Origin of the sequence: Pseudomonas sp. NFPP28 (assembly GCF_900115535.1) — a bacterium.
GTDB lineage: Bacteria > Pseudomonadota > Gammaproteobacteria > Pseudomonadales > Pseudomonadaceae > Aquipseudomonas > Aquipseudomonas extremorientalis.
The window spans coordinates 382,704-406,484 of sequence record NZ_FOWT01000002.1; the positions used below are offsets into that span (position 1 = coordinate 382,704).

22 protein-coding genes and 2 pseudogenes are annotated in these 23,781 nt (G+C 62.8%); 8 read left to right on the top strand and 16 right to left on the bottom strand.

Going from position 1 to position 23,781, the window contains the following annotated elements; genetic code table 11:
* Positions 1-18 precede the first annotated feature (18 nt).
* The 7 genes from BM110_RS07200 to pedF all read right to left on the bottom strand — a co-directional run bounded on the left by BM110_RS07200 (position 19) and on the right by pedF (position 6,633).
* Positions 19-1,389 (bottom strand): ATP-binding response regulator, encoded by a 1,371-nt coding sequence (locus BM110_RS07200; protein WP_093512940.1) that lies wholly within the window; start codon positions 1,387-1,389, stop codon positions 19-21.
* Positions 1,373-2,536, bottom strand: coding sequence for an alcohol dehydrogenase-like regulatory protein ErcA (gene ercA, locus BM110_RS07205; RefSeq protein ID WP_071492072.1), 1,164 nt, complete (start codon positions 2,534-2,536; stop codon positions 1,373-1,375). Before ercA ends, BM110_RS07200 begins: the two co-directional genes overlap by 17 nt.
* A gap of 104 nt (positions 2,537-2,640) precedes the next feature.
* Positions 2,641-2,712: a pyrroloquinoline quinone precursor peptide PqqA gene (gene pqqA, locus BM110_RS07210; RefSeq protein WP_010209364.1), complete on the bottom strand. Its 72-nt coding sequence runs from the start codon at positions 2,710-2,712 to the stop codon at positions 2,641-2,643.
* 242 nt (positions 2,713-2,954) lie between these two features.
* Entirely contained in the window at positions 2,955-4,475 is a 1,521-nt protein-coding gene (locus BM110_RS07215) for an acetaldehyde dehydrogenase ExaC (protein WP_093512942.1), read from the bottom strand.
* Positions 4,476-4,489: 14 nt separating this feature from the next.
* On the bottom strand, positions 4,490-5,428 hold the full coding sequence (locus tag BM110_RS07220; protein WP_371914784.1) for a quinoprotein relay system zinc metallohydrolase 1: 939 nt from the start codon (positions 5,426-5,428) through the stop codon (positions 4,490-4,492).
* The gene (locus tag BM110_RS07225; protein WP_071492074.1) at positions 5,425-6,168 is read right to left on the bottom strand and encodes a quinoprotein dehydrogenase-associated SoxYZ-like carrier; all 744 of its coding nucleotides are present in this window, start codon (positions 6,166-6,168) and stop codon (positions 5,425-5,427) included. Before BM110_RS07225 ends, BM110_RS07220 begins: the two co-directional genes overlap by 4 nt.
* Positions 6,169-6,171: 3 nt before the next feature.
* Positions 6,172-6,633, bottom strand: a complete 462-nt coding sequence (gene pedF / locus BM110_RS07230; protein ID WP_093512944.1) for a cytochrome c-550 PedF — start codon at positions 6,631-6,633, stop codon at positions 6,172-6,174.
* 253 nt (positions 6,634-6,886) lie between these two features.
* Here pedF and exaA point away from each other — a divergent pair, with 253 nt between their 5' ends.
* Together exaA and BM110_RS07240 are read left to right on the top strand one after the other, a co-directional pair.
* Positions 6,887-8,779 (top strand): quinoprotein ethanol dehydrogenase, encoded by a 1,893-nt coding sequence (gene exaA, locus BM110_RS07235; RefSeq protein ID WP_083351482.1) that lies wholly within the window; start codon positions 6,887-6,889, stop codon positions 8,777-8,779.
* Positions 8,780-8,968: 189 nt separating this feature from the next.
* The gene (locus BM110_RS07240; RefSeq protein ID WP_071492077.1) at positions 8,969-9,616 is read left to right on the top strand and encodes a pentapeptide repeat-containing protein; all 648 of its coding nucleotides are present in this window, start codon (positions 8,969-8,971) and stop codon (positions 9,614-9,616) included.
* Here BM110_RS07240 and BM110_RS07245 read toward each other — a convergent pair.
* Positions 9,613-10,239: a response regulator gene (locus BM110_RS07245; RefSeq protein WP_092244689.1), complete on the bottom strand. Its 627-nt coding sequence runs from the start codon at positions 10,237-10,239 to the stop codon at positions 9,613-9,615. The two genes, BM110_RS07240 and BM110_RS07245, sit on opposite strands and share 4 nt — an antisense overlap.
* A gap of 153 nt (positions 10,240-10,392) precedes the next feature.
* Here BM110_RS07245 and BM110_RS07250 point away from each other — a divergent pair, with 153 nt between their 5' ends.
* Both BM110_RS07250 and BM110_RS07255 read left to right on the top strand, forming a co-directional pair.
* The gene (locus tag BM110_RS07250) at positions 10,393-10,932 is read left to right on the top strand and encodes a PQQ-dependent catabolism-associated CXXCW motif protein (protein ID WP_093512946.1); all 540 of its coding nucleotides are present in this window, start codon (positions 10,393-10,395) and stop codon (positions 10,930-10,932) included.
* A 27-nt stretch (positions 10,933-10,959) separates the two neighbouring features.
* A complete protein-coding gene (locus tag BM110_RS07255; protein ID WP_058427587.1) occupies positions 10,960-11,625 on the top strand; it encodes a response regulator transcription factor in 666 nt (221 codons plus the stop codon).
* Positions 11,626-11,951: 326 nt separating this feature from the next.
* Here the strand turns inward: BM110_RS07255 and BM110_RS30070 are convergent.
* The 7 genes and pseudogenes from BM110_RS30070 to BM110_RS07285 form a co-directional block, all read right to left on the bottom strand.
* Positions 11,952-12,056 (bottom strand): annotated as a pseudogene (locus BM110_RS30070) (hypothetical protein); the annotation flags it as partial.
* A gap of 153 nt (positions 12,057-12,209) precedes the next feature.
* Positions 12,210-14,153: a PAS domain-containing hybrid sensor histidine kinase/response regulator gene (locus tag BM110_RS07260; RefSeq protein WP_102630131.1), complete on the bottom strand. Its 1,944-nt coding sequence runs from the start codon at positions 14,151-14,153 to the stop codon at positions 12,210-12,212.
* On the bottom strand, positions 14,095-15,240 hold the full coding sequence (gene nosP, locus BM110_RS07265; protein ID WP_093124293.1) for a nitric oxide-sensing protein NosP: 1,146 nt from the start codon (positions 15,238-15,240) through the stop codon (positions 14,095-14,097). The genes BM110_RS07260 and nosP overlap by 59 nt, the downstream gene beginning before the upstream one ends.
* 299 nt (positions 15,241-15,539) lie before the next feature.
* Positions 15,540-15,869, bottom strand: a pseudogene (locus tag BM110_RS07270) (porin); the annotation flags it as partial.
* A gap of 145 nt (positions 15,870-16,014) precedes the next feature.
* Positions 16,015-16,827 carry a sulfite exporter TauE/SafE family protein gene (locus tag BM110_RS07275; protein ID WP_092244676.1) on the bottom strand — a complete coding sequence of 271 codons (813 nt, stop codon included), beginning with the start codon at positions 16,825-16,827 and terminating at the stop codon, positions 16,015-16,017.
* Positions 16,828-18,072: an NAD(P)/FAD-dependent oxidoreductase gene (locus BM110_RS07280; protein ID WP_093124298.1), complete on the bottom strand. Its 1,245-nt coding sequence runs from the start codon at positions 18,070-18,072 to the stop codon at positions 16,828-16,830.
* Positions 18,073-18,122: 50 nt separating this feature from the next.
* On the bottom strand, positions 18,123-18,458 hold the full coding sequence (locus BM110_RS07285; RefSeq protein WP_005789341.1) for an ArsR/SmtB family transcription factor: 336 nt from the start codon (positions 18,456-18,458) through the stop codon (positions 18,123-18,125).
* 94 nt (positions 18,459-18,552) lie between these two features.
* Between BM110_RS07285 and BM110_RS07290 the strand changes: the two genes are divergently transcribed.
* Positions 18,553-19,416 (top strand): MBL fold metallo-hydrolase, encoded by an 864-nt coding sequence (locus BM110_RS07290; protein WP_093512951.1) that lies wholly within the window; start codon positions 18,553-18,555, stop codon positions 19,414-19,416.
* Between the two features lie 123 nt (positions 19,417-19,539).
* On the opposite strand, the gene bkdR is transcribed toward BM110_RS07290, so the two are convergent.
* Entirely contained in the window at positions 19,540-20,028 is a 489-nt protein-coding gene (bkdR, locus tag BM110_RS07295) for a Bkd operon transcriptional regulator BkdR (RefSeq protein ID WP_092244668.1), read from the bottom strand.
* A 195-nt stretch (positions 20,029-20,223) separates the two neighbouring features.
* On the opposite strand from bkdR, the gene BM110_RS07300 reads away from it, so the two are divergent.
* The 3 genes from BM110_RS07300 to BM110_RS07310 are packed head-to-tail and all read left to right on the top strand — an operon-like array spanning position 20,224 to position 23,779.
* Positions 20,224-21,459: a 3-methyl-2-oxobutanoate dehydrogenase (2-methylpropanoyl-transferring) subunit alpha gene (locus BM110_RS07300; protein WP_093512953.1), complete on the top strand. Its 1,236-nt coding sequence runs from the start codon at positions 20,224-20,226 to the stop codon at positions 21,457-21,459.
* A gap of 1 nt (position 21,460) precedes the next feature.
* Complete coding sequence (locus tag BM110_RS07305) at positions 21,461-22,519, top strand: alpha-ketoacid dehydrogenase subunit beta (protein ID WP_016978112.1); 1,059 nt, start codon at positions 21,461-21,463, stop codon at positions 22,517-22,519.
* The gene (locus tag BM110_RS07310; RefSeq protein ID WP_093124315.1) at positions 22,520-23,779 is read left to right on the top strand and encodes a dihydrolipoamide acetyltransferase family protein; all 1,260 of its coding nucleotides are present in this window, start codon (positions 22,520-22,522) and stop codon (positions 23,777-23,779) included.
* Positions 23,780-23,781: the final 2 nt, after the last annotated feature.

Genomic DNA, 23,781 nt, shown 5'->3' on the forward strand with positions numbered 1-23,781 from the left:
CACCTGCGACGTGTTGACCTAGGCCAACAACTGGCTCAACACGGCCCGCAACTTGCCGGGCTTGACCGGTTTGTTCAGCAACGGCGCTTCCAGCCGGCGCAACGCCCTACGGCACTGGTCGGTGCGGTCGGCGCTAATGATCACGGCCGGGATGTTCAGTTCGAAATGCTCACGCAGGTGCTTGACCACCGCACACCCCACCACCCCATGGTCGAGGTGATAATCGGCCAGGATCAGTTCCGGCGCCCTGCCCTCCAACGCCAGCAACGCTCCGGCCTGGTCGGTGGCGGTGACCACATCACAGCCCCATTGCCCGAGTAGCGCGCGCATGCTGTCGAGGATGCTCACCTCGTTGTCGATCACCAGCAGACGCCGTCCCGGCAGCGGGTTGCCGGTGGTCGGCTGGGCCGGCAACTGGCTGATCGGCAGAGGGACCTCGTTGCTCAACGGCACCTCGATACTGAACATCGAGCCCCGTCCCGGCCACGAGCGTACGGCAATCGGGTAAGCCAGGATTTCGGCGATCCGCTCGACAATCGCCAGCCCCAGCCCAACGCCTTTACGGTCCGCAGCACGGCCGACGTCGAGCTGGTTGAACTCGAGGAAGATCGCCTCCAGCCGGTCCTCAGCAATCCCGCGCCCGGTGTCCCAGACCTCCAGGCGCAGGCAATCGCCCCGCTTGCGCGCGCCCAACAGGATGCAACCTTCGTCGGTATAGCGGCAGGCATTGCTGAGGAAGTTACGCAAGATCCGCGTCAGCAATCGCAAGTCGGTGCTGATCGCATAGCAGCCGGTGTGCACCCGCAGGTTCAACCCGGCCGCCTGGGCCACCGACTGGAACTCCGAGACCAGCGGCGCGAACAATTCGTCGAGGCGGTACAGCGCCACATCTGGCTTGACCGCCGCCTGGTCGAGCCGCGAGATGTCCAGCAAGTCGGTGAGCAAGTCCTCGGCGCCCTCCAGCGCCTGGTGCGTGCGCTCCACCAGCACCTGCTCGACGCTGGGCAACGACCGTTCACGCAAGGTGGCGATCAACAAGCGTGCGGCATTCAGCGGTTGCAACAGGTCGTGGCTGGCGGCGGCGAGGTATTTGTCCTTGCTGCGGTTGGCGGCCTGGGCGGCGTCGCGGGCGTCGCGCAGGTCCTGTTCGATCTGCTCGCGCTGGGCGATCTGCTGTTGCAGGTTGTGGTTGGCTTCCAACAGTTCGTCGGTGCGTGCGGCGACCCGCTGCTCCAACTCGTCATTGAGACGGATATAGCGCTTGCGCTCAGCCTCCAGCTCATCCAGCCGCGCCGTGAGTTCCGGGTAATGGCTCTTGCGCGCCGACTGGTCGCCCAGCCCCAGCAACCCGGCGAGTGCGCGCTGCTGGTCGTCAGAGAGCTTCGCCATAGACGACCTCGACGTCACGCTGGCTCGACTCTCTCGGGTTGGTGAGGATGCACGGATCCCCCATCGCATGCTGGGACAGGAACGGAATATCCGCCACGCGCACACCATGCAGGCCCAGGGTTTCGTGGAAGCCGATGGCCCGCTTGAGCGCTATCAAATGCTCCACCAGCCGCCCGCAGATCTGCCGGTGATTGAGGCCGCGACAGTCGATACCAAACGTCTCGGCAATCACCTTGAAACGCTCCGGCGCCGAGCTGTAGTTGAACGCCACCACATGCTCCACCAGCACCGCGTTGCACAGCCCATGGGGCAGGTCGAGGAAGCCGCCGAGGCTGTGGGACATGGCGTGCACTGCGCCGAGGATCGCGTTGGAAAACGCCAACCCGGCCTGCATGCTGCCGAGCATGATCTTCTCGCGCAGGGCGATATCCGTGGGGTTGGCGATCATCTGCACCAGGTTGCCGTTGATCAGGCGCATCGCCTCCAGCGCATGGGGGTCGGTGAGTGGGCCGTGGCCGGTGGAAACGAACGCCTCGATAGCATGCACCAATGCGTCGATGCCGGTGCAGGCGGACAGGAACGGGTCCATGCTGGCCGTGGTTTCCGGGTCGATCAGCGACACATCCGGCACTACCGCCTTGCTGACGATAGAGAACTTCATGCGTTCCTGCTGGTTGGAAATGATCACGAACTGCGAGACATCCGCCGAGGTGCCGGCGGTGGTGGGGATCAGGATCAGCGGCGGGCTGGGCACGCGAAGGGTGTCGACGCCCTCGAACTCAAGAATGCTGCGCCCGTGGGCCACCACGATGCCGATGGCCTTGCCGCAGTCCATCGGGCTGCCGCCGCCGATGGCTACGATCACGTCGCAGTGGTGTTCGCGGTACACCTCGGCGCCGGTCATCACTTCTTCGACACGCGGATTGGGCGAGACGGCGCTGTACAGGCAGTAGTCGATGCCGAGGGCTTGCAGGCTGGCTTCCACATCGGCCACCCAACCGGCGGCGATCACGCCAGGGTCGCTGACCACCAGCACCTTGCGCGCGCCGAAGGTCTTGGCGTAGTTACCGACGTTGTGCCGGCAACCGGCTCCAAAGATGATTTCAGGCGAGACGAATTTACGCAGGAGGCTCAGATTTGGGCTCATTGGAAAGCCTGTTTTTATTATTTTGGAAGAATGCGCTCCACACTAACCGATCCGGCTGCGAATGCAATCAGACCAAAGAGGCATCCTTCCGACAGCTCCCGCGATCAACGGCTGGCGAAGTACATGGTCACTTCGAAGCCGATACGCAGGTCGGTAAACGCAGGTTTGGTCCACATGGGGGCAGTCCTCTTGTTGTTCCGGAAAATTCCGGTGGGGTCATTAATGCATGGGGGAGATGGGGCAGCGAATGCTACTTTCGAAGTATCAAGCGCACTGCATTAGTCGCGAATGTACAGAGGCCAAAATGTGGGAGGGGGCTTGCCCCCGATGGCAGCGGGTCAGTCAACATTTATGTCAATGACACACCGCTATCGGGGGCAAGCCCCCTCCCACAGGGGACCGCGTTGCAATCAGAGGGTCAGAAGAAGCCCAGCGGGTTGATGTCGTAGCTCACCAGCAGGTTCTTGGTCTGCTGGTAGTGATCCAACATCATCTTGTGGTTTTCACGCCCGACGCCCGATTTTTTGTACCCGCCAAACGCCGCATGCGCCGGGTACAGGTGATAACAGTTGGTCCACACCCGACCCGCCTTGATCGCCCGGCCCATGCGGTAGGCGCGGTTGATGTCGCGGGTCCACAGGCCGGCGCCCAGGCCGAACTCGCTGTCATTGGCAATCGCCAGGGCTTCGGCCTCGTCCTTGAAGGTGGTCACGCCCACCACCGGGCCGAAGATTTCCTCCTGGAACACACGCATCTTGTTGTGGCCCTTGAGCAGGGTCGGTTGGATGTAATAGCCGCTGGACAGGTCGCCTTCCAGGCGCTCGGCCGCGCCGCCGGTGAGCAGCACCGCGCCCTCTTCCTGGGCGATCTTGAGGTAGGACAGGATCTTGTCGTATTGCTGCTCCGAGGCCTGGGCGCCGACCATAGTCTCGGTGTCCAGCGGGTTGCCGCGCTTGATCTTGACGATCTTCTTCATCACCTCGGCCATGAACGGCTCGTAGATCGACTCCTGCACCAGCGCCCGCGAGGGGCAGGTGCACACTTCGCCCTGGTTGAAGAACGCCAGCACCAGACCTTCGGCCGCCTTTTCGATAAACGCAGGCTCGGCGCTCATGATGTCTTCGAAGAAGATGTTCGGCGACTTGCCGCCCAGCTCCACGGTGGACGGGATGATGTTCTCGGCCGCCGCGTGCATGATGTGCGCGCCCACCGGGGTGGAGCCGGTAAAGGCGATCTTGGCGATGCGCTTGCTGGTAGCCAGGGCCTCCCCGGCTTCGCGGCCAAAACCTTGCACGATGTTCAGCACGCCGGGCGGCAGCAGGTCGCCGATCAGCTCGGCAAACACCATGATCGACAAAGGCGTCTGCTCGGCCGGCTTGAGCACGATGCAGTTACCGGCGGCGAGTGCCGGCGCGAGTTTCCACGCCGCCATCAGCAATGGGAAGTTCCACGGGATGATCTGCCCGACCACGCCCAATGGTTCGTGAAAATGATAAGCCGCTGTGTGCTCGTTGATCTCGGCGGCCCCGCCTTCCTGGGCACGGATGCACCCGGCGAAGTAGCGGAAATGGTCAACGGCCAGGGGCACGTCGGCGTTGAGGGTTTCGCGCACGGCCTTGCCGTTGTCCCAGGTCTCGGCCACAGCCAGCACTTCCAGGTTCTGCTCGATACGGTCGGCGATTTTCAGCAGCACCAGGGCGCGGTCCTGGGCCGAGGTCTTGCCCCAGGCATCGGCGGCGGCGTGGGCGGCGTCAAGGGCCTTATCGACATCGGCGGCGCTGGAACGCGGGAACTCGGCGATGACTTCACCGGTGACCGGCGAGGTATTGGTGAAGTACTCACCCTTGAGCGGCGCGACGAACTCACCGCCGATGTAGTTGCCGTAGCGCGGCTTGAAGCTGACGATGGCGCCGGGGGTGCCAGGTTGGGCGTAGATCATGGTGAGGCCTCTGCTTATTGTTGGGTGTTGATGGGCTGCATCTGGGTGCGTTCGTAGTGGGGGTACAGGTGGGTCACGCTGCGGGTCAGTTCATAGCGGCTCAGGTTGATGCCCGCGAATCGCTCGGGGATAGGGCTGCGGATCAGCTCGGGCATGTCGCTGCCATGGGCTGCCCCGTCGCGTAGCAATTGATCGAGCCAGGTGAGGTAGTCACGCATCTGTTCGAAGGGTTTGGCGTCGGTCGCAATGGGGCCGTGGCCGGGCACGATCAGGGTCCAGGGCAAGCCTTGTAGGGTGGCGATATCCGCCAGCCAGATCGCCAGCCCCGGTGAGTGGGGCGTGGTGAGTGCGCGCTGGTAGAACACCAGGTCGCCGGCAAACAGCACGCCGGTCCTGCGGTCGAGGATCGCCAGGTCGGCGCCGGTATGGCCGCGCAGGTGCAGCAGTTGCAGGTCGTGGCTGCCGAAGGTTTTCACCCCCGCTTGCAGGGCTTCGGTGGGCAACACCACTTCGGTGCCGCGCATCCAGTCACCCACCATGCGGTACAGGTTCTCGGCCATGCTGTCGCCCTGCTCATGCAGCAAATCCTTGGTGCCGGCCACGGCGCCAATCGGTACATCCCTGAAGGCTTGGTTGCCCAGGGCGTGGTCGGGATGGTGGTGCGTCAGCAGCACCTGGATCACCGGTTTGTCGGTGACACGGGCGATGGCCTGGCGCAGGGCTTCGCCGTAGCGCCTGGACGGCCCGGTGTCGATCACCACCACGCCGGGCTCGGTGACGATGAACCCGACATTGACGATATTGCCGCCATTGTCCCTGGTGAAGTTGTCGGTGCTGCCTTCCAGCAGCCAGGTGTTATCGGCGATCAACCGAGGTTTGAGGACGTAATCCAGGTCCGCCAGCACCGGCAGGCTGAACAGCAGCAGCCACAGCACAATCCAGCGCAGGCTCATGGGATGGCCGCCTCGAACTGGTTGCCGCTGGTGTCGCGCAGGGTCAGGCGCGTGGGCTCGCGGCCTTCGATGTCGAAGGCCAGGCTGGGGTTTTCGCTGACGGCGGGGAACAGTTCCAGGCGTGCCAGCAGTTGGTTATCTGCGCCACGCAGCTCGGCCTGGTGGATAAAGAATTCGGGAATGCCGCTGATCATGCCATTATCCATCGGATGGGCAACTTGCAGTTTCACGCGGCTGAACTCGGCACGCGGGTAACGGCCGCCGAGCACTTCGCCTAGGTGCTCTTCCCAGCCGGGTTGGGTGCGCACCACGCTGGGCGCGGTGCAGCCGCCACCGGCGGCATCGATCAGGGCCGAGCCGACATGCCACATGCCATCCCGGGTGAGCACCGCTGCACGCAACGGCGTGGCCTGTTCGATACGAATCCGCAGCGACAGCCACGGCAGTACTGGCCCCAACGGCTGGAAATCGACGATCTGCGGCAGCGGGTTCAACTCGGCCCAGGCAAGGATCTTCACCACGTCCCCCTTGAAGGCGCGGGCGTCGATCTCCAGCGGCACCTGGCGCGCATCCTCGGCGAACGGCGGCGCCAGGAGCTTCACCCGCTCGTCGAACACAAACGCTGCATTGTCGAGCAAGCGCTGGTGATAATAGGCCCACATCACCGAGGGCACCGGGTCGACGGGCGCGCCCCAGGCCAGCATCGGCACACAGCACAGCCACCACCCGCGCAGGCCCATGGCTTACTCCTCGACGTGCACGCTGTCGAGGTAGGTGCGCACCGCCCACAGGGCTTCCTGGCTGAGGTAGTCGGCCATTTTCGGCATGTACACCCGGCCATCGCGCACGGCGCCGTGGCGCACACGTTCCACGAACCATTCATCGCCGGCGTCGCCGGCATCGAGCATGCGCAGGTCGGGGGCGATGCCACCGGACTTGGCTTCCAGGCCATGGCACGCCGCGCAGTTCTGGTTATAGGCCGACGCACCGACCTCCACCGCTTTGTCATGTTCGGGCGTGGTGCGATAGGGGTTGGTGGCGGCCCAGCCATCGGCGTCCAGCGGCACGCCGGCGTCCTTGATCGGGGTGAGGCCTTTGGTTTCCACGGCGGTGGGCGTCACGTTGCCGTGAGCCCAGGCGGATCCACTACTGATTGCACCGGCGAGCAGGCAGGCGGTAATCAAGGCGTTGCGTTTTGTTGTCATTATTTTTCCCTCGGGAGTGCACGCAAAACCTCTTGGCAGAGGCTATGGCAACCATCTTAGGAAGCACCCGGCAGGACCCGTATGCTGCTTTGGTGGGCGGGTTCTCATCCGTTGGTAGCAGGCCTTGTGGGGCACTGCTAAATCAGAGGCGGTTCGGGAAATTGTCCCGGCAACACCGGGACTTTTTCCGTATTCGCCACGGCGTTCACGTCGCACCCTGTGCAGGCCATAACCTCCACTGGGAACTGCAACCATGACAATAAGATCGCTACCCGCCCTCTCGCCGCTGAGCCTTGCCGTGCAGGCCTTCCTGCTGGTCGGCAGCCTGTCCTTGAGTGCGGCCAGCTTCGCCGCCGCCGAGCCTGCCAAACAGACCCGCAACGTCACCTGGGAAGACATCGCCAACGACCACCTGACCACCAAGGACGTGCTGCAATACGGCATGGGCACCAACGCCCAGCGCTGGAGCCCGCTGGCCCAGGTCAACGACAAGAACGTGTTCAAGCTCACACCGGCCTGGTCTTATTCGTTCGGCGACGAGAAGCAGCGTGGCCAGGAATCCCAGGCCATCGTCAGCGACGGCGTGGTCTACGTCACCGGCTCCTATTCCCGGGTGTTCGCCCTCGATGCGAAGACCGGCAAACGCCTGTGGACCTACAACCACCGCCTGCCCGACAACATTCGCCCGTGCTGCGACGTGGTCAACCGGGGCGCGGCGATCTTCGGCGACAAGATCTACTTCGGCACCCTCGATGCACGCCTGATCGCCCTCGACAAGAACACCGGCAAAGTGGTGTGGAACAAGAAGTTCGGCGACCACGCCGCTGGCTACACCATGACCGGCGCCCCGGTGCTGATCAAAGACAAGGTCAGCGGCAAGGTGCTGCTGATCCACGGCAGCTCCGGCGATGAATTCGGCGTGGTCGGCCAGCTGTATGCGCGCGACCCGGACACCGGCGAAGAGGTGTGGATGCGCCCGTTCGTGGAAGGCCACATGGGCCGCCTGAACGGCAAGGACAGCACCCCGACCGGCGACGTCAAGGCTCCGTCCTGGCCGGATGACCCGACCACCGAAACCGGCAAGGTCGAGGCCTGGAGCCACGGCGGCGGCGCGCCCTGGCAGAGTGCGAGCTTCGATGCCGAGACCAATACCATCATCGTCGGCGCCGGCAACCCTGGCCCGTGGAACACCTGGGCGCGCACCTCCAAGGACGGCAACCCCCACGACTTCGACAGCCTCTACACCTCCGGCCAGGTCGGCGTCGACCCGAGCACCGGCGAAGTGAAGTGGTTCTACCAGCACACGCCGAACGATGCCTGGGACTTCTCCGGCAACAACGAGCTGGTGCTGTTCGACTACAAGGACAAGGCCGGCAAAGTCATCAAGGCCACCGGCCACGCCGACCGCAACGGCTTTTTCTACGTGGTCGACCGCAACAACGGCAAGCTGCAGAACGCCTTCCCGTTCGTCGACAACATCACCTGGGCCAGCCACATCGACCTGAAGACCGGCCGCCCCGTGGAAAACGAAGGCCAGCGTCCGGCCAAGCCTTTGCCGGGTGAAACCAAGGGCAAGCCGGTGGAAGTCTCGCCGCCGTTCCTGGGTGGCAAGAACTGGAACCCCATGGCCTACAGCCAGGACACCGGGCTGTTCTACATCCCGGGCAACCAGTGGAAAGAGGAATACTGGACCGAAGAGGTCAACTACAAGAAGGGCTCGGCGTACCTGGGCATGGGCTTTCGCATCAAGCGCATGTATGACGACCACGTCGGTACCCTGCGGGCGATGAACCCGACCACCGGCAAGGTGGTGTGGGAGCACAAGGAACACCTGCCGTTGTGGGCCGGCGTACTGGCGACCAAGGGCAACCTGGTGTTCACCGGCACCGGCGATGGCTTCTTCAAGGCCTTCGACGCGAAGACCGGCAAGGAGCTGTGGAAATTCCAGACCGGCAGCGGCATCGTCTCGCCGCCGATCACCTGGGAACAGGATGGCGAGCAGTACATCGGCGTGACAGTCGGCTACGGCGGCGCGGTGCCGTTGTGGGGCGGCGACATGGCGGAGCTGACCAAGCCGGTGGCACAGGGTGGGTCGTTCTGGGTGTTCAAGATCCCGAGCTGGGACCTGAAAACCGCGCAGAAGTAACCTCACCCTATATGCGGGGGTCATCCTTTGTGGCGAGCGGGCTTGTCCCGCGTTGGGCAGCGAAGCGGCCCCCGGCTTTTCTCCAGCCTCACCGAGTCGTCAGGTTTTGGGCTGCTGCGCAGCCCAACGCGGGGCAAGCCCGCTCGCCACAGCAAGCCCGCTCACCCCAGGATCCCCAGAGGTCTCGCGATGAAATATCTGCCATTTTTAATCCTGCTATCCCTGCCCTTGGCTCACGCCGACGAGGGCGACGACGCGCCGCTGGTCATCAACGGCTGCACCCTGGCCGCACACAGCCAATGCCCCGGTGCCAACCTCAAGGGCGCCGACCTGAGCAACCAGGACTTGAGCAAAATGAACCTGGCCGGTGCCGACCTGCGCGATGCCGATCTGCGCCACGCCAACCTCGACCTGGCCAACCTGGAAAAAGCCCAGCTGCAAGGCGCCAACCTGACCCGCGCCAGCCTGCAACAAGCCAACCTGCGCCTGGCCGACTTCACCGGCGCCACGCTGATGGCCGTGCAAGGCTGGGGGCTGTTCGCCCAGGGTGCGCAGTTTGAAAACGCCAACCTCAGCGCCGCCTACCTGCAATTTGCCCGGCTGTCGGGGGCCAAGCTGCACCACGCCAACCTGCGTGCGGCCGACCTGGAGATGACCTGGCTGAGCAAGGCCGATCTGCAAGGCGCCGACCTCAGCGACGCCAATCTGCAAGAAGCCAAGTTCGGCGAAAGCAACCTGGAAAAAGCCACGCTCACCGGCAGCCGCCAGCACTATGCGAATTTCCAGGATGCGAATATGGACGGTTGCAAGGATTGCCCGACCACCTGGGATCGTTAACCCGCCACCCGCACCACCCCCATGTCGATACCCAAATGCACCAACTCGGCATGGGAACTCACCTGCAACTTACTCTTGAGCAAGGTCAGGTGATTGGACACGGTCTTGCTGCTGATACTCAACTGAGCGGCAATCGCGCGCGCCGGGGTGCCCTTGGCGAGCATCAGGAAAATCTCCAGCTCACGCTGGGTCATGCTTTGCAGGCGCCGGTCGGTGGGGTGGTAAGCCAGCTGGGTGGCCAGGTCCTGTTCAATATAGGTGTGGCCGTCAAGAATGCGCTCGACCGCATCCAGCATCACCGCCGGCAACGCGCTTTTGGTCAGGTAGCCGGACGCACCGGCCTCCAGCGCCTGGCGCACCAGGGGCAATTCGGCATGCTGACTGAAAAACAGCACGCGCAATTGCGGCAGGCGCTGGCGCAGGCGGCGGGTGGTTTCCAGGCCGCTGATACCCGGCAGGCCAAAGCCGATGATCACCAGGTTGGGTACCGCTTCGTGCACCCGCGTCAAGGCGTCCTCGCCACTCGCTGCTTCGCGCACCACCACATCCGGCAGCCCGCTGCGCAACAGGCTGGCGTAACCCAGGCGGACCACGGCGTGATCATCGACCAGCAGGATGTTCATAGTGCCTCCCATGGCAGTACCTCTGGCCATGCTAGAACCCCGGGGACCAATGGGACCTACTACTTTGGTACTGGTTTTGCTGTCTATCGTCGCATTCCCAAGGCAGCGGGACTGGCGTGTAATGGGGGCATAACGATAAGGACCGGACCCGCCATGCTGCCCGCTAGACTGCCACTTGCGGCACTGTTGTGCCTGTTCATCACGCACGTACAGGCCGACACGCCACTGTTTTCCGCCGATGGCTACCGCATCAGCCTGTACCGCAGCCCCACGCCCGAACACCTGCCCGGGGCCGTCATTGTCGACACCCCGGCCCTGCAGACGCTGTTGGCCCAGATGCCCGCACCGGTATTGATCGACGTGTACCGCCGCCCGTGGCTACAGGGTCGTTTCATCGAAGACCAGCACCACGCCAACCTGCCCGGCAGTCACTGGCTGGCCAATACCGGCGACGGCGACCTCACGCCCGAGTGGCAAGGTTACTTTGTGCGTCACCTTTACAAGTACACGGGCGGCAACCTGGCGCGCCCGCTGGTGTTCTACTGCCGCGCCGATTGCTGGCTGAGTTGGAACGCGGTAAAACGGGCCGCCAACCTGGGCTATACCACTGTGTATTGGTACCGCGATGGTTTGGATGCATGGGAAGCGGCAAACCTGCCAGTAATGGCTGCGACACCCGAACCCTTTGAATAAAAAACCACAACAAGAAGGTGAACGGCCATGTACAAAATCCTGATCGCCGATGATCACCCGCTGTTTCGCGAGGCGATCCACAACGTCATCAGCGACGGTTTCCCCGGCAGCGATGTGATGGAAACCGCCGACCTGGACAGCGCCCTCGCCCTGACCCAGGAACATGACGACCTCGACCTGATCCTGCTGGACCTGAACATGCCCGGCATGCACGGCCTCAACGGCCTGATCAACCTGCGCAACGAGTCGCCGACCATCCCGGTGGTGATTGTCTCGGCCGAGCAGGACAAACAGATCGTGCTGCAGGCCATCACCTACGGCGCCGTGGGTTTTATCACCAAATCATCACCGCGCCTGCAAATGACCGAGGCGATCCAGCAGATTCTCAACGGCAATGTGTACCTGCCGCCGGACATCATCCGCACCCAGAAAAACACCGGGCAGCGGCGGATGAATGACAGCCCGGGGTTTGCCCCGGAGCTCTTGCAGGCACTGACCCGTAAACAATTGCTGGTGCTGGAGCGGATGACCAAGGGCGAATCGAACAAGCAGATTGCCTATACGCTGGAGATTGCCGAGACCACGGTGAAGGCCCATGTGTCGGCGATTTTGCGCAAGTTGAATGTGCATAACCGGGTGCAGGCGATACTCAGTGCCGGGGATATCGATTTCGGCTCGTACCTGCGCCGCTGACGGTCTGACACTCCACAAATCAACTGTGGGAGGGGGCTTGCCCCCGATGGCAGAGTGTCAGTCAGCACATCCATTGATTGATGCACCGCTATCGGGGGCAAGCCCCCTCCCACAGTTGATCTGCATTTTGTCAGGGCCGGCTGAGCAGGTGGCTCATGGCGGTTTTCAGCTTCATGGGCCTGACGGGTTTGTGCATCAACGTATGCCCTAGCTCACGTATCTGCAGCTTCAATTCTCGGCTCGTACCTGCGTCGCTGACCCTTTGACACATCACAAATCAACTGTGGGAGGGGGCAAGTCCCCTCCCACATTTGATCTGCATTTTGTCAGGGTCGGCTGAGCAGGTGACTCATGGCGATTTTCAGCTTCATGGGCCTGACGGGCTTGTGCATCAAGGTATGCCCCAACTCCCGTATCTGCTGCTTCAATTCTCGGCTCGTACCTGCGTCGCTGACCCTTTGACACATCACAAATCAACTGTGGGAGGGGGCTTGCCCCCGATGGCAGAGTGTCAGTCAGCACATCCATTGATTGATGCACCGCTATCGGGGGCAAGCCCCCTCCCACATTTGATCTGCATTTCGTCAGGGCCGGCTGAGCAGGTGGCTCATGGCGGTTTTCAGCTTCATGGGCCTGACGGGTTTGTGCATTAACGTATGCCCTAGCTCACGTATCTGCAGCTTCAATTCATTGCTGTAGTTGGCGGTGATCATCAACGCCGGCACCGCGCTCCCGCGCCGGGCGTTGATGCGGGCCACGGCGTCCACGCCGTTCTGGTCGTCGTCCAGATGGTAATCGGCAATCAACAGGTCCGCCTCGGCATGGTAGTTGTCCACCTGCCGCGCCAGGTCCTGTTCCGACAGCGCCGTGATCACCCGGCAGCCCCAGCCTTCGAGCAAGGTACGCATACCCGCGCAGATCGCCGCGTCGTTATCCAGCACCCACACCCGGGCACCTTGCAGGCGCTCGAGCAACGGCTCGCTCATGGAAGGCGCAGGCAGCGACTTGGGGGCCGTGGCGCTCAACGGTACCTCCACCGAGAACATCGAGCCTTTGCCCGGCCAGGATCTGACGCTGATGCGATGGCCGAGTATCCCGGCGATCTTTTCCACGATGGCCAGGCCCAGGCCCAGGCCGCGGTCCTGGTCCGGTCGCTGCACGTCGCCGCGTTTGAACTCCTGGAAAATCTCCTCCAAGCGCTCTTGGGCAATCCCCATGCCGCTGTCCCACACCTGGATCAACAGGCGCTGCTGCTGACGCCGGCAACCCAGCACCACCCGCCCCTGGTAGGTGTAGCGAATGGCATTGCTGAGCAGGTTGCGCAGGATCCGCGCCAGCAACTGGATGTCGCTGCGCACCAACGCAGAGCAGCCGACAAAGTGCAGCGCCAGGCCTTCGGCGCGGGCCAGCTGGGTGTACTCGGCGGCGAGGTTGTCGAGCAACTCACTCAAGGCGAACGGCGCGATATCGGCCTTGATCACGCCAGCATCCAGCTTGGAAATATCCACCAGGGTCCCCAGCAGGTTTTCCACGTCCTCCAGTGAGTTGCTCACATTGCGCACCAGGGCTTCGCTGGGACGCTCCAGCAAGGCACTGGTGAACAGCCGCGCCGCATTCAACGGTTGCAACAGGTCATGGCTGACGGCGGCGAGAAACTTGGTTTTCGACAGGTTGGCCTGCTCGGCCTCGAGCTTGGCTTCGCGCAGACGGGTTTCCATGCGACGGCGCTCGTCGATTTCCTTGAGCAGTTGGTCATTGAGCGACGTAAGCTCCGAGGTGCGCTGGGCCACGCGCTGTTCCAGATGCTGGTAGGCCTGGTGCAAGGCTTCGGCCGTGCGGCGGCGTTCGGTGATATCGCGGATCAACACGAAGATCCCCACCACCTCGCCACTGGCCAGCATATTCGGGACATAGGAACGCAGCATGTAGCGTTCCTGGTGGTTGATGTTGGTTTCGGCGAACTCGAAGGTCACGCTCTCCCCCGCCAAGGCACGGGCGACGTAGGCGTCCAGGCGCTGGCAATGCTGCTCGCTGTGCACTTCGCGCAGGCTCTGGCCGAGCATCATGCCGCGCGGCCAGCAGTACCATTCTTCATAAACCTTGTTGGTGAACTCATAGACCAGGTCGGCATTCAGGTAGCCGATCAGCGCCGGCACGTTGTCGGTGATCAGGCGGATCCAGCGCTCGCTCTCCTGGGCTTTCTGCGCCGCCGCCTGTTCGCCACGCAGCGTTTCGGCACGCAGGCGGGCGTTGATCAGCAGGTGGTTGCTGGCCTTGAGTTCGGCCATCGCCTGGTTCAGCGCGTCGGTGCGCTCGCGCACTTGCTCGGCCAGCACCACCGAATGCTGGAAGGTGGTGTAGGGGTTGTTGCCCTGGGGCATGCCGGACTCGATGCGCTCGATCAGCGCCACATTGATCCGCGCCAGCTTGAGGTTGTCCTGTTGCAGCCGGGCCAGCTGAGCGGGCAGGTCAGCGCCGGCCTCGGGCAATGGCGACCCCGGTGAAGGTCTGGTTGATGTGCATGCCATTGAACTGTTCTCCGTAGGTGTTGAAACCCATCACCCGCTGGTCCCGCAAGTAACCGCCGAGCTGTTCGAGGGTGCCGTTGTCCTCCAGCTCCAGGCGGCGCAAAAAGCAATCGCAGCCGATGGTCAGCAACAGGTCGCCGAGGCGCGCTTGCAGGCCGTCGAACAGAGCCTGCAGGTTCGGCAGCAGCGGGCCGGGCGTCATCACCGTCAGCACGATGCCGTTTTCCACCGCGCAGTAGAAACTCAGGCTGAGGTCTTCATGCACCTGCTGGATAGCGCGCACGTAGTATTGGTCGTGGATACGCACCGCCAACGGGTGGGCGGCGAACGTGCGGTGGTCGAGGTCGGCCACCGCCACACCGATATGCCGCGCGTACTCTTCGGCGGCGGGCTCGGCGTTGAGTTCGAACACACGGCGTGACGCGCTGTCGGCGCCGGTCACCACCAGTTTTTCCGTGCGCGGCAGGATATGGTGGGTGGTGAACACCTCGAAATCCAGCCAGGTGTTGACCAGCATCACCACCGCCGCGCCGCTGTGGAACACGCCGTTGAAGTACACGTGGGTGTGGGTGAGGAAGTTGTCGTCACCGGCCGAGCCGCCGAAATGCGGGATATCCCCAAGGGCCGCGCTAAGGGCGGCGAGGACCATTTCTTCGCGGCTGGACAGGCCGTCAAGCAGGGTCAGCGCAAACGTGTTGCCCTTGATCGGCGCCAGCGTGTTGCTGCGACAGCCACCGACCAGACGTTCGACCATGTCCTGGGCACCGATCAGGCTGAAGTGCTCGACCTGATCGATCAGCTCGGTGGCGATGGAAAAGTGCGCGTGGTTAAAGCCCATCGCGGTGATGCAATTACGGCCGTAGCCTTGGGGCGTGATTTCGCCGGCGCTGGTGCAGCCGACCACCCGTACCTTGCCGAAGCACTGTTGCAGGGCCTGGCCAAGGGCCTGGAGGTCGTAGGACGCGGAACAGAAAAACAGCACAAAACCCAGGTACGGGTGCAGCAGTTGCTGGGCCAATTCCTCGGCGGCCTGCCCGGCATCGGTGGCCTGGGACATGGCGCTGACTACGCCTTCACTGTTGTGCATCGTTGCCTCCCCCTCTGAAGCTTCAGTGTACGAAGGGCCTGGGCATGGGCCTATGCTACTTGGGTACTGGGTGGGGGATGCGATGGGATGAGGCTTTCAAGACCACTCTCTCAAAAGCCAATGGAGATCCAATGTGGGAGGGGGCTTGCCCCCGATTGCAGTGTGTCAGTCGATGCATGAGTGATTGATCCACCGCTATCGGGGGCAAGCCCCCTCCCACATTTTGATCGCATTTCAGATGACTACCACGTGAGGACAGCACCTACGGCAAAGGTATCGGTGTCTTCATTTTGGGCTTGGGTGTCATGCGCCTCGATCTGGAACTGGTTGTACTCCGCCACCAGCTTCAGGTTGTCGCCGAGCTTGAGGTCGTCCACCTGCTTGGTCATGTTGAAGCCCAGGTAGTTGGGCAAGAAGCCCATCTTCACACGCGACTGGCGGCGGTCGTATTGGTCACCGGCACGGCCGACGTCACTATTGACGTAGAAGGCGTTGATGTAGCCATCGGTGGAGAAGGTGGTTTCGTCCTTGTCGTACAGCATGATTTCGGCGTCGGCGAATGGGCTGAGGCCCAGGCCGAGGATAAAGACAGGTAACAGACGCAGGGGGACGTTCTTATTATTATGCATGGTGCGCTCCGCAACGGGGACTTGATGTCGGAGGCGATTATCAAAAGGCGGTGGGCCATGGCATACGCTGCCTTGGCCCTGATTTGCGGACGCTTTGGAGGGGCAGCGGGTGCCCGGCAAGTTCGGTTTAGTCCAGGCCCGGCACTTAGGATGTAAGACCGGCCTTGACCAACATGCCCACGGCCACCACGACACACAGGCTGGCAAACCCCACTTGCAAGGTACGCGCAGGAATCACCGAACACAGGCGCCGACCGGCCAGCATGCCGACGATACTCGCGGCGATAAACACCCAACCCACCGGCTCGATGCGCACACCGGCATGCAACGCGCCGGCCACGCCGATCAACGACAGCAGGCTGATCACCATCAGGGAGGTGGCGACGATGCCGCGCATCTGCACGTCGGTGAGTTGCTTGAATGCCGGCACGATCAGGAAGCCACCGCCGACACCAAGCAGGCCGGACACCGCACCGGTCACTGCGCCGAGAGCGGCCAGGGTCGCGCTGCATTTGGCAGTCCAGGCCAGGCGCCCGGTGTGCTGGTCGAGCATGCAGTTCTTCTGGCCCCAGGAGGCGGTGCCGTGGTCACTCGGCCCTGCCTCGCGTTTTTCCCGCTGCAACATGCGCCAGGCCACCAGCACCATCAATGCGCTGAACAGCCCCATCAACAGGGCTTCAGGCAATTGGTGGGCGAGATACACCCCCACCGGCGAAAACAGCGCGCCAAGCAAGGCGATCAGCAACGCCGCGCGGTAGCGCACCAAGCCATGGCGCAAACCATCGACCGCCCCCACCGCAGCCGCCGCGCCCACGGCGAGCAGTGACACCGGCGCCGCCTGGGTCATGCTCAAACCCAGGCCCAGCACCAGCGCCGGCACCCCGAGAATGCCGCCACCGGCGCCGGTCAGGCCCATGACCAGGCCCATCAACAATCCCAACACACTGGCGAGCAGCATTCAGTCCACCTTGCTCAGGCGGGTCAGCCATTCGCGGCCCTTGAGCATGCCGTTCCAGTAGAACCACGGCAGCAAGGTCGCCTTGAGGAACCACATCGAACGACGCGCCCGGGTCGGGTCCAGGGGAAAGGTCGGCAGCAGCTTGCCGCCATAGCCAAACTCGGCCAGCACCACCTTGCCCTTCTCCACCGTCAAGGGGCAGGAACCGTAGCCGTCATATTTGAGCGGCAACGGCGCCTGTTTGCGCAGGGCCAGCAGGTTTTCGGCAACCACCACGATTTGCTTGCGCACCGCTGCGGCGGTCTTGGCGTTGGTGGTGCCGCACACGTCGCCCAGGCCGAAGATATGCGGATACCGCAGGTGCTGCAGGCTATGGGGGTTTACCTCACACCAACCGGCGGCGTCGGCCAGTGGGCTTTGGCGGATAAAATCCGGGGACACTTGCGGTGGCACCACGTGCAGCAGGTCGAAGGTTTTATCCTCGACGCGGACGTTACCCTCGGGGTCCTTCACCTCGAACCAGGCCTTGCGCGCAGGGCCATCGACTTTCACCAGGTTGGCATTGAACGCCAGGCGGGCGTTGTATTTTTCCACGTACTTCATCAGCGGCGGCACAAAGGTTGCCACCCCGAACAGTGCGGCGCCGGCCAGGTTGAATTCGACGTCGATATTGTTCAGCGTGCCCTGTTTGAGCCAGTGATCGCAGGACAGGTACATGGCTTTCTGCGGCGCACCCGCGCATTTGATCGGCATGGCCGGCTGGGTGAAGATCGCCTTGCCGCCCTTGAGTTGCTGCACCAACTGCCAGGTGTAAGCAGCGTGCTGGTAACTGTAGTTGGATGTGACGCCATGTTTGCCCAGGGTGTCTTGCAGCCCCTCGACCTTTTCCCAGGCCAGGCGCAGGCCGGGGCAGACGATCAGGTTGTTCCAGGTGACGCGCTGACCGCTGTCGAGCACCAGGGTCTGCTCATCGGGCAGCAGTTCGGTGACGGCGGCCTGTACCCAGGTGACGCCATTGGGCAGGACATCGGCCAGTGGGCGGCGAGTTTTCTTCACGTCGTAGGCACCGCCGCCGACCAGGGTCCAGGCGGGCTGGTAGCAGTGGTGGTCGCTCGGTTCGATCAGGGTGATATGCAGGTGGGGATCGCGCTTGAGCAGGCTGGCCAGCAGGCCGATGCCCGCCGAGCCGCCGCCGATGACTACGATATCGCCACTGATGGTAGGGCCCCAGTGTTGGTCGGTCATGGTCTATCGCCTTTGTAATACATGCACACAAGGGTCGCTGCCGGATGGCGTCACGCCCAGCTTTTTATGACCGCGCCGCAGTACAGCCCGGACAGGGTCTTCATCACTTGAATCACTTCATGGCTGGCCAGCCCGTAGAAAATGTATTTGCCTTCCCGACGGGTGGCCACCAACCCTTCGTCACGCAGGATGCCCAACTGTTGTGACAGCGTGGGCTGGCGCACGCCGGTCAGGGCTTCCAGCTCGCCGACATTGCGCTCGCCCTGGGTCAGCTGGCACAGGATGAGCAAGCGATCCTCATTGGCCAGGGCCTTGAGCAAGGAGCAGGCCTTGGACGCCGATGCGCGCAACTGGGCAACTTCGCCTTCACTCAGAGTAGATTCCATTTGCCTCGGGTCCTTTGTGTCACTTAAGCTCGAAACATTATGTGAAAACGTAAACTGATTGTAACTACTTTTTTCTCCATCGGGGACGTTCGCCATGCCAGCGTTGATTCAAGCCTTTCTGGACGAGGCATCGTCGACCTACACCTACGTCGTCTATGAAACCGACGGCGGCCCGTGCGCCATTGTCGACTCAGTGCTCAACTACGATCCGGCCTCGGGGCGCACCGACACCGCCCAGGCCGATAACGTCATCGCCTTCGTGCGCGAGCACGGCTTGCAGGTGCAGTGGCTGCTGGAAACCCACGCCCACGCCGACCACCTGTCGGCGGCGCCCTACCTGCGCCGCACCTTGGGCGGCAAGATCGCGATTGGCCAGTCCATCAGCAAAGTCCAGGGCGTATTCAAGCACCTGTTCAACCTGGAGCCGGAATTTCGTGTAGATGGCTCGCAGTTCGACCACCTGTTTGCGCCGGATGAGGTGTTTCACATCGGCAATATCAAGGCCCAGGCGCTGCATGTGCCAGGGCATACACCGGCGGACATGGCCTACCTGATCGACGGCCGATTGATCCTGGTGGGCGACACGCTGTTCATGCCGGATGTCGGTACCGCCCGCTGTGATTTCCCCGGCGGGGATGCGCGGCAGTTGTATGCATCGATGCGCAAGTTGCTGGCCTTTCCTTTGGAAACCGAACTGTACGTGTGCCATGACTACCCGCCGGAAGGCCGAGAGGCTAAGTGCCGGACCACAGTGGCCGAGCAGCGCGCAGGCAATATCCATGTGCATGACGGGGTGGATGAAGCGGCGTTTGTCGAGATGCGCACCCGACGCGACGCCGGGCTGGGGATGCCGACGCTGCTGCTGCCGGCGATCCAGGTGAATGTGCGGGCGGGGAATATGCCGCCGGCGGAAGATAACGGCGTGACCTACCTGAAAATCCCCGTCAACCAACTCTGAAAATGGTCTCTGATCTGAAATGGGATCAAATGTGGGAGGGGGCTTGCCCCCGATTGCAGTATGTCAGACACATCATGTGTAGCTGATCCACCGCTATCGGGGGCAAGCACCCTCCCACTTTTATCAGGCACCCAGACTGATGCCATTGGCCGGCAGCGGCAGTGCGGTTTTATAGCGCACCTGCTTGAGCGCAAAGCTTGAGCGGATGTTCGCCACTCCCGGCACCTTGGTCAGAAAGTCCATCATGAAACGCTCCAGCGACTGGATCGTCGGTACCAGCACGCGGATGAGGTAGTCCGGGTCGCCGGCCATCAGGTAGCACTCCATCACTTCCGGACGGTCCGCAATTGCCCCTTCGAACTGCTGCAACGCCAACTCATTCTGCTTTTCCAGGCTCACGTGAATGAACACATTGACGTGCAGCCCCAGCAGGTCGGCGTCCAGCAGCGTGACCTGGTCGCGAATCAGGCCCAGTTCTTCCATCGCCTTCACCCGGTTGAAACACGGCGTGGGCGACAGGTTGACAGAGCGGGCCAGGTCGGCGTTGGTGATCCGTGCATTCTCCTGCAGAGCGTTGAGAATGCCGATATCGGTACGGTCCAGTTTGCGCATGAGACAAATTCACCTGTTTATTATGTTTATGCAGGTTTTTTATCCGCAAATGACCGCGGGCGCAACGAAACAGAGATAAATATTCTTCTACGCCACGCCTATGATTGTTGTAGGACAAGATTTCCCCTACCCGGGGACTGACTGTCAGCTAGCGCGCCCACTACAAGAAATTCACAAGATAGAGCGTAGAAAGCCATGACCCAGCAGTATGAACCACTGCGTCTGCACGTCCCTGAACCCTCGGGCCGTCCAGGCTGCAAGACCGACTTCACGTACCTGCGCCTGACCGACGCAGGCACCGTGCGCAAACCCGCCATCGACGTAGAACCCGCCGACACCGCCGAACTGGCCAAGGGCCTGATCCGCGTGCTCGACGACCAGGGCCAGGCCCTCGGTCCGTGGGCCGAAGGCGTCCCGGTGGAGATCCTGCGCAAAGGCATGCGCGCCATGCTCAAGACGCGGATCTTCGACAACCGCATGGTGGTCGCCCAGCGTCAGAAAAAAATGTCGTTCTACATGCAGAGCCTTGGCGAAGAAGCCATCGGCAGCGCCCAGGCCCTGGCCTTGAACATCGACGACATGTGCTTCCCCACCTACCGCCAGCAAAGCATCCTGATGGCCCGTGAAGTGCCACTGGTAGACCTGATCTGCCAGTTGCTGTCCAACGAACGCGACCCGCTCAAGGGCCGCCAGTTGCCAATCATGTACTCGGTGAAAGACGCTGGCTTCTTCACGATTTCCGGCAACCTCGCCACCCAGTTCGTACAAGGCGTGGGCTGGGGCATGGCCTCGGCGATCAAGGGCGATACCAAGATCGCTTCCGCCTGGATCGGCGACGGCGCCACCGCCGAATCCGACTTCCACACCGCCCTCACCTTTGCCCACGTGTACCGTGCGCCGGTGATCCTCAATGTAGTCAACAACCAGTGGGCCATCTCCACCTTCCAGGCGATTGCCGGCGGCGAAGCCACCACCTTCGCCGGACGCGGCGTGGGTTGCGGCATCGCCTCCCTGCGGGTGGACGGCAACGACTTCATCGCGGTGTACGCCGCTTCGGCCTGGGCTGCCGAGCGCGCGCGCCGCAACCTGGGGCCCACGCTGATCGAGTGGGTGACCTACCGCGCCGGTCCGCACTCCACCTCGGATGATCCTTCCAAATACCGCCCCGCCGACGACTGGAGCCACTTCCCCCTGGGCGACCCGATTGCCCGTCTCAAGCAGCATCTGATCAGGATTGGCCAGTGGTCCGAAGAGGAGCACGCGGCGGTCAGTGCCGAACTTGAAGCCGAAGTGATTGCCGCGCAAAAGCAGGCCGAACAGTACGGCACCCTGGCCGGTGGCCAGATTCCAAGCGCCGCGACCATGTTCGAGGACGTCTATAAAGAGATGCCGGAGCACTTGAAGCGCCAGCGTCAAGAGTTGGGGGTCTGACATGAACGATCACAACAACAGCATTGAAGTGGAAACCGCCATGACCACCACCACCATGACCATGATCCAGGCCTTGCGCTCGGCCATGGATGTGATGCTCGAACGAGACGATAACGTGGTGGTGTTTGGCCAGGACGTGGGCTATTTCGGCGGCGTGTTCCGTTGCACCGAAGGCTTGCAGACCAAGTACGGCAGCTCGCGGGTGTTTGACGCGCCGATCTCGGAAAGCGGCATTATCGGCGTGGCCGTGGGCATGGGCGCCTATGGCCTGCGCCCGGTTGCCGAAATCCAGTTCGCCGACTACGTCTACCCCGCCACCGACCAGATCATCTCGGAAGCGGCGCGCCTGCGTTATCGCTCGGCCGGCCAGTTCACTGCGCCGCTGACCATGCGCATGCCCTGCGGCGGCGGTATCTACGGCGGCCAGACCCACAGCCAGAGTATCGAAGCGGTGTTCACCCAGGTCTGCGGCCTGCGCACGGTGATGCCGTCCAACCCCTATGACGCCAAGGGCCTGCTGATCGCCTCCATCGAAAACGATGACCCGGTGATCTTCCTCGAGCCCAAGCGCCTGTACAACGGCCCGTTCGACGGCCACCACGACCGCCCGGTAACGCCGTGGTCGAAACACCCGCAAGCCCAGGTGCCGGACGGTTACTACACCGTGCCGCTGGACGTGGCCGCCATCGTGCGTCCGGGTTCGGCCGTCACCGTGCTGACCTACGGCACCACGGTATATGTGTCGCAAGTGGCCGCCGAAGAAACCGGCATCGACGCCGAAGTCATCGACCTGCGCAGCCTGTGGCCGCTGGACCTGGAAACCATCGTCAAATCGGTGAAGAAGACCGGCCGTTGCGTGGTGGTACACGAAGCCACCCGCACCTGCGGCTTTGGTGCCGAGCTGGTGTCGCTGGTGCAAGAGCATTGCTTCCACCACCTGGAAGCGCCGATCGAACGCGTTACCGGTTGGGACACCCCCTACCCGCACGCGCAGGAGTGGGCGTATTTCCCAGGGCCGTCCCGCGTGGGTGCGGCGTTGAAACGGGTCATGGAGGTCTGAATGGGCACGCACGTTATCAAGATGCCGGACATTGGCGAAGGCATCGCAGAAGTTGAACTGTCGGTGTGGCATGTGAAGGTCGGCGACATGGTGGTCGAAGACCAGGTGCTGGCGGACGTAATGACCGACAAGGCGATGGTGGATATTCCCTCGCCGGTGCACGGCAAGGTGATCTCCCTCGGCGGCGAGCCGGGTGAGGTCATGGCGGTGGGCAGTATTCTGATCAGCATTGAAGTGGAAGGCGTGGGCAACGCCAAGGATGCGCCGGTCGTCAAAGAGGCGCCGAAGGCCGTACCGGTGATGGAAGCCAAGCCTGCACCGGTCGTGGTTGAAAGCAAGCCAGCACCGGTTGTCGCGGCCCAGGCCCCCGTGGCACGTGCCGCCGACGAGCGCCCATTGGCCTCCCCCGCCGTGCGCAAACACGCCCTGGACGCCGGGATTCAACTGCGCCTGGTGCAGGGCACGGGCCCCGCCGGGCGGATTCTGCACGAAGATCTCGACGCCTACCTGCAACAAGGCGCGGCAAAGTCTTCGGCAACGGCCAACCCTTATGCCGAACGCAACACCGAGGAACAGATCCCGGTGATCGGCATGCGCCGCAAGATCGCCCAGCGCATGCAGGACGCCACCCGGCGCGCCGCGCATTTCAGCTATGTTGAAGAAATCGATGTTACCGCCCTCGACGAGTTGCGCGTGCACCTCAATGAGAAACACGGCGCCACACGCGGCAAGCTGACCCTGCTGCCGTTCATCGTGCGCGCCATGGTCGTGGCGTTGCGCGACTTCCCGCAGATCAATGCGCGTTACGACGACGAAGCCCAGGTCATCACCCGCCTCGGCGCGGTGCATGTGGGCGTCGCCACCCAGAGCGATGTCGGCCTGATGGTGCCGGTGGTGCGCCACGCCGAAGCCCGCAGCCTGTGGGGCAATGCCGAGGAAATCGCACGCTTGGCCACGGCGGCGCGCAACGGCAAGGCCAGCCGCGATGAGCTATCGGGTTCGACGATTACCCTGACCAGCCTGGGCGCGCTGGGCGGCATTGTCAGCACGCCGGTGCTGAACCTGCCGGAAGTGGCCATCGTCGGCGTCAATCGCATTGTCGAGCGGCCGATGGTGATCAAGGGCCAGATCGTGGTGCGCAAGATGATGAACCTCTCCAGCTCCTTCGATCACCGCGTGGTCGATGGCATGGACGCGGCGCAATTCATCCAGGCCATTCGCGGCCTGCTCGAACAACCCGCCAGCCTGTTCCTGGAGTAAGG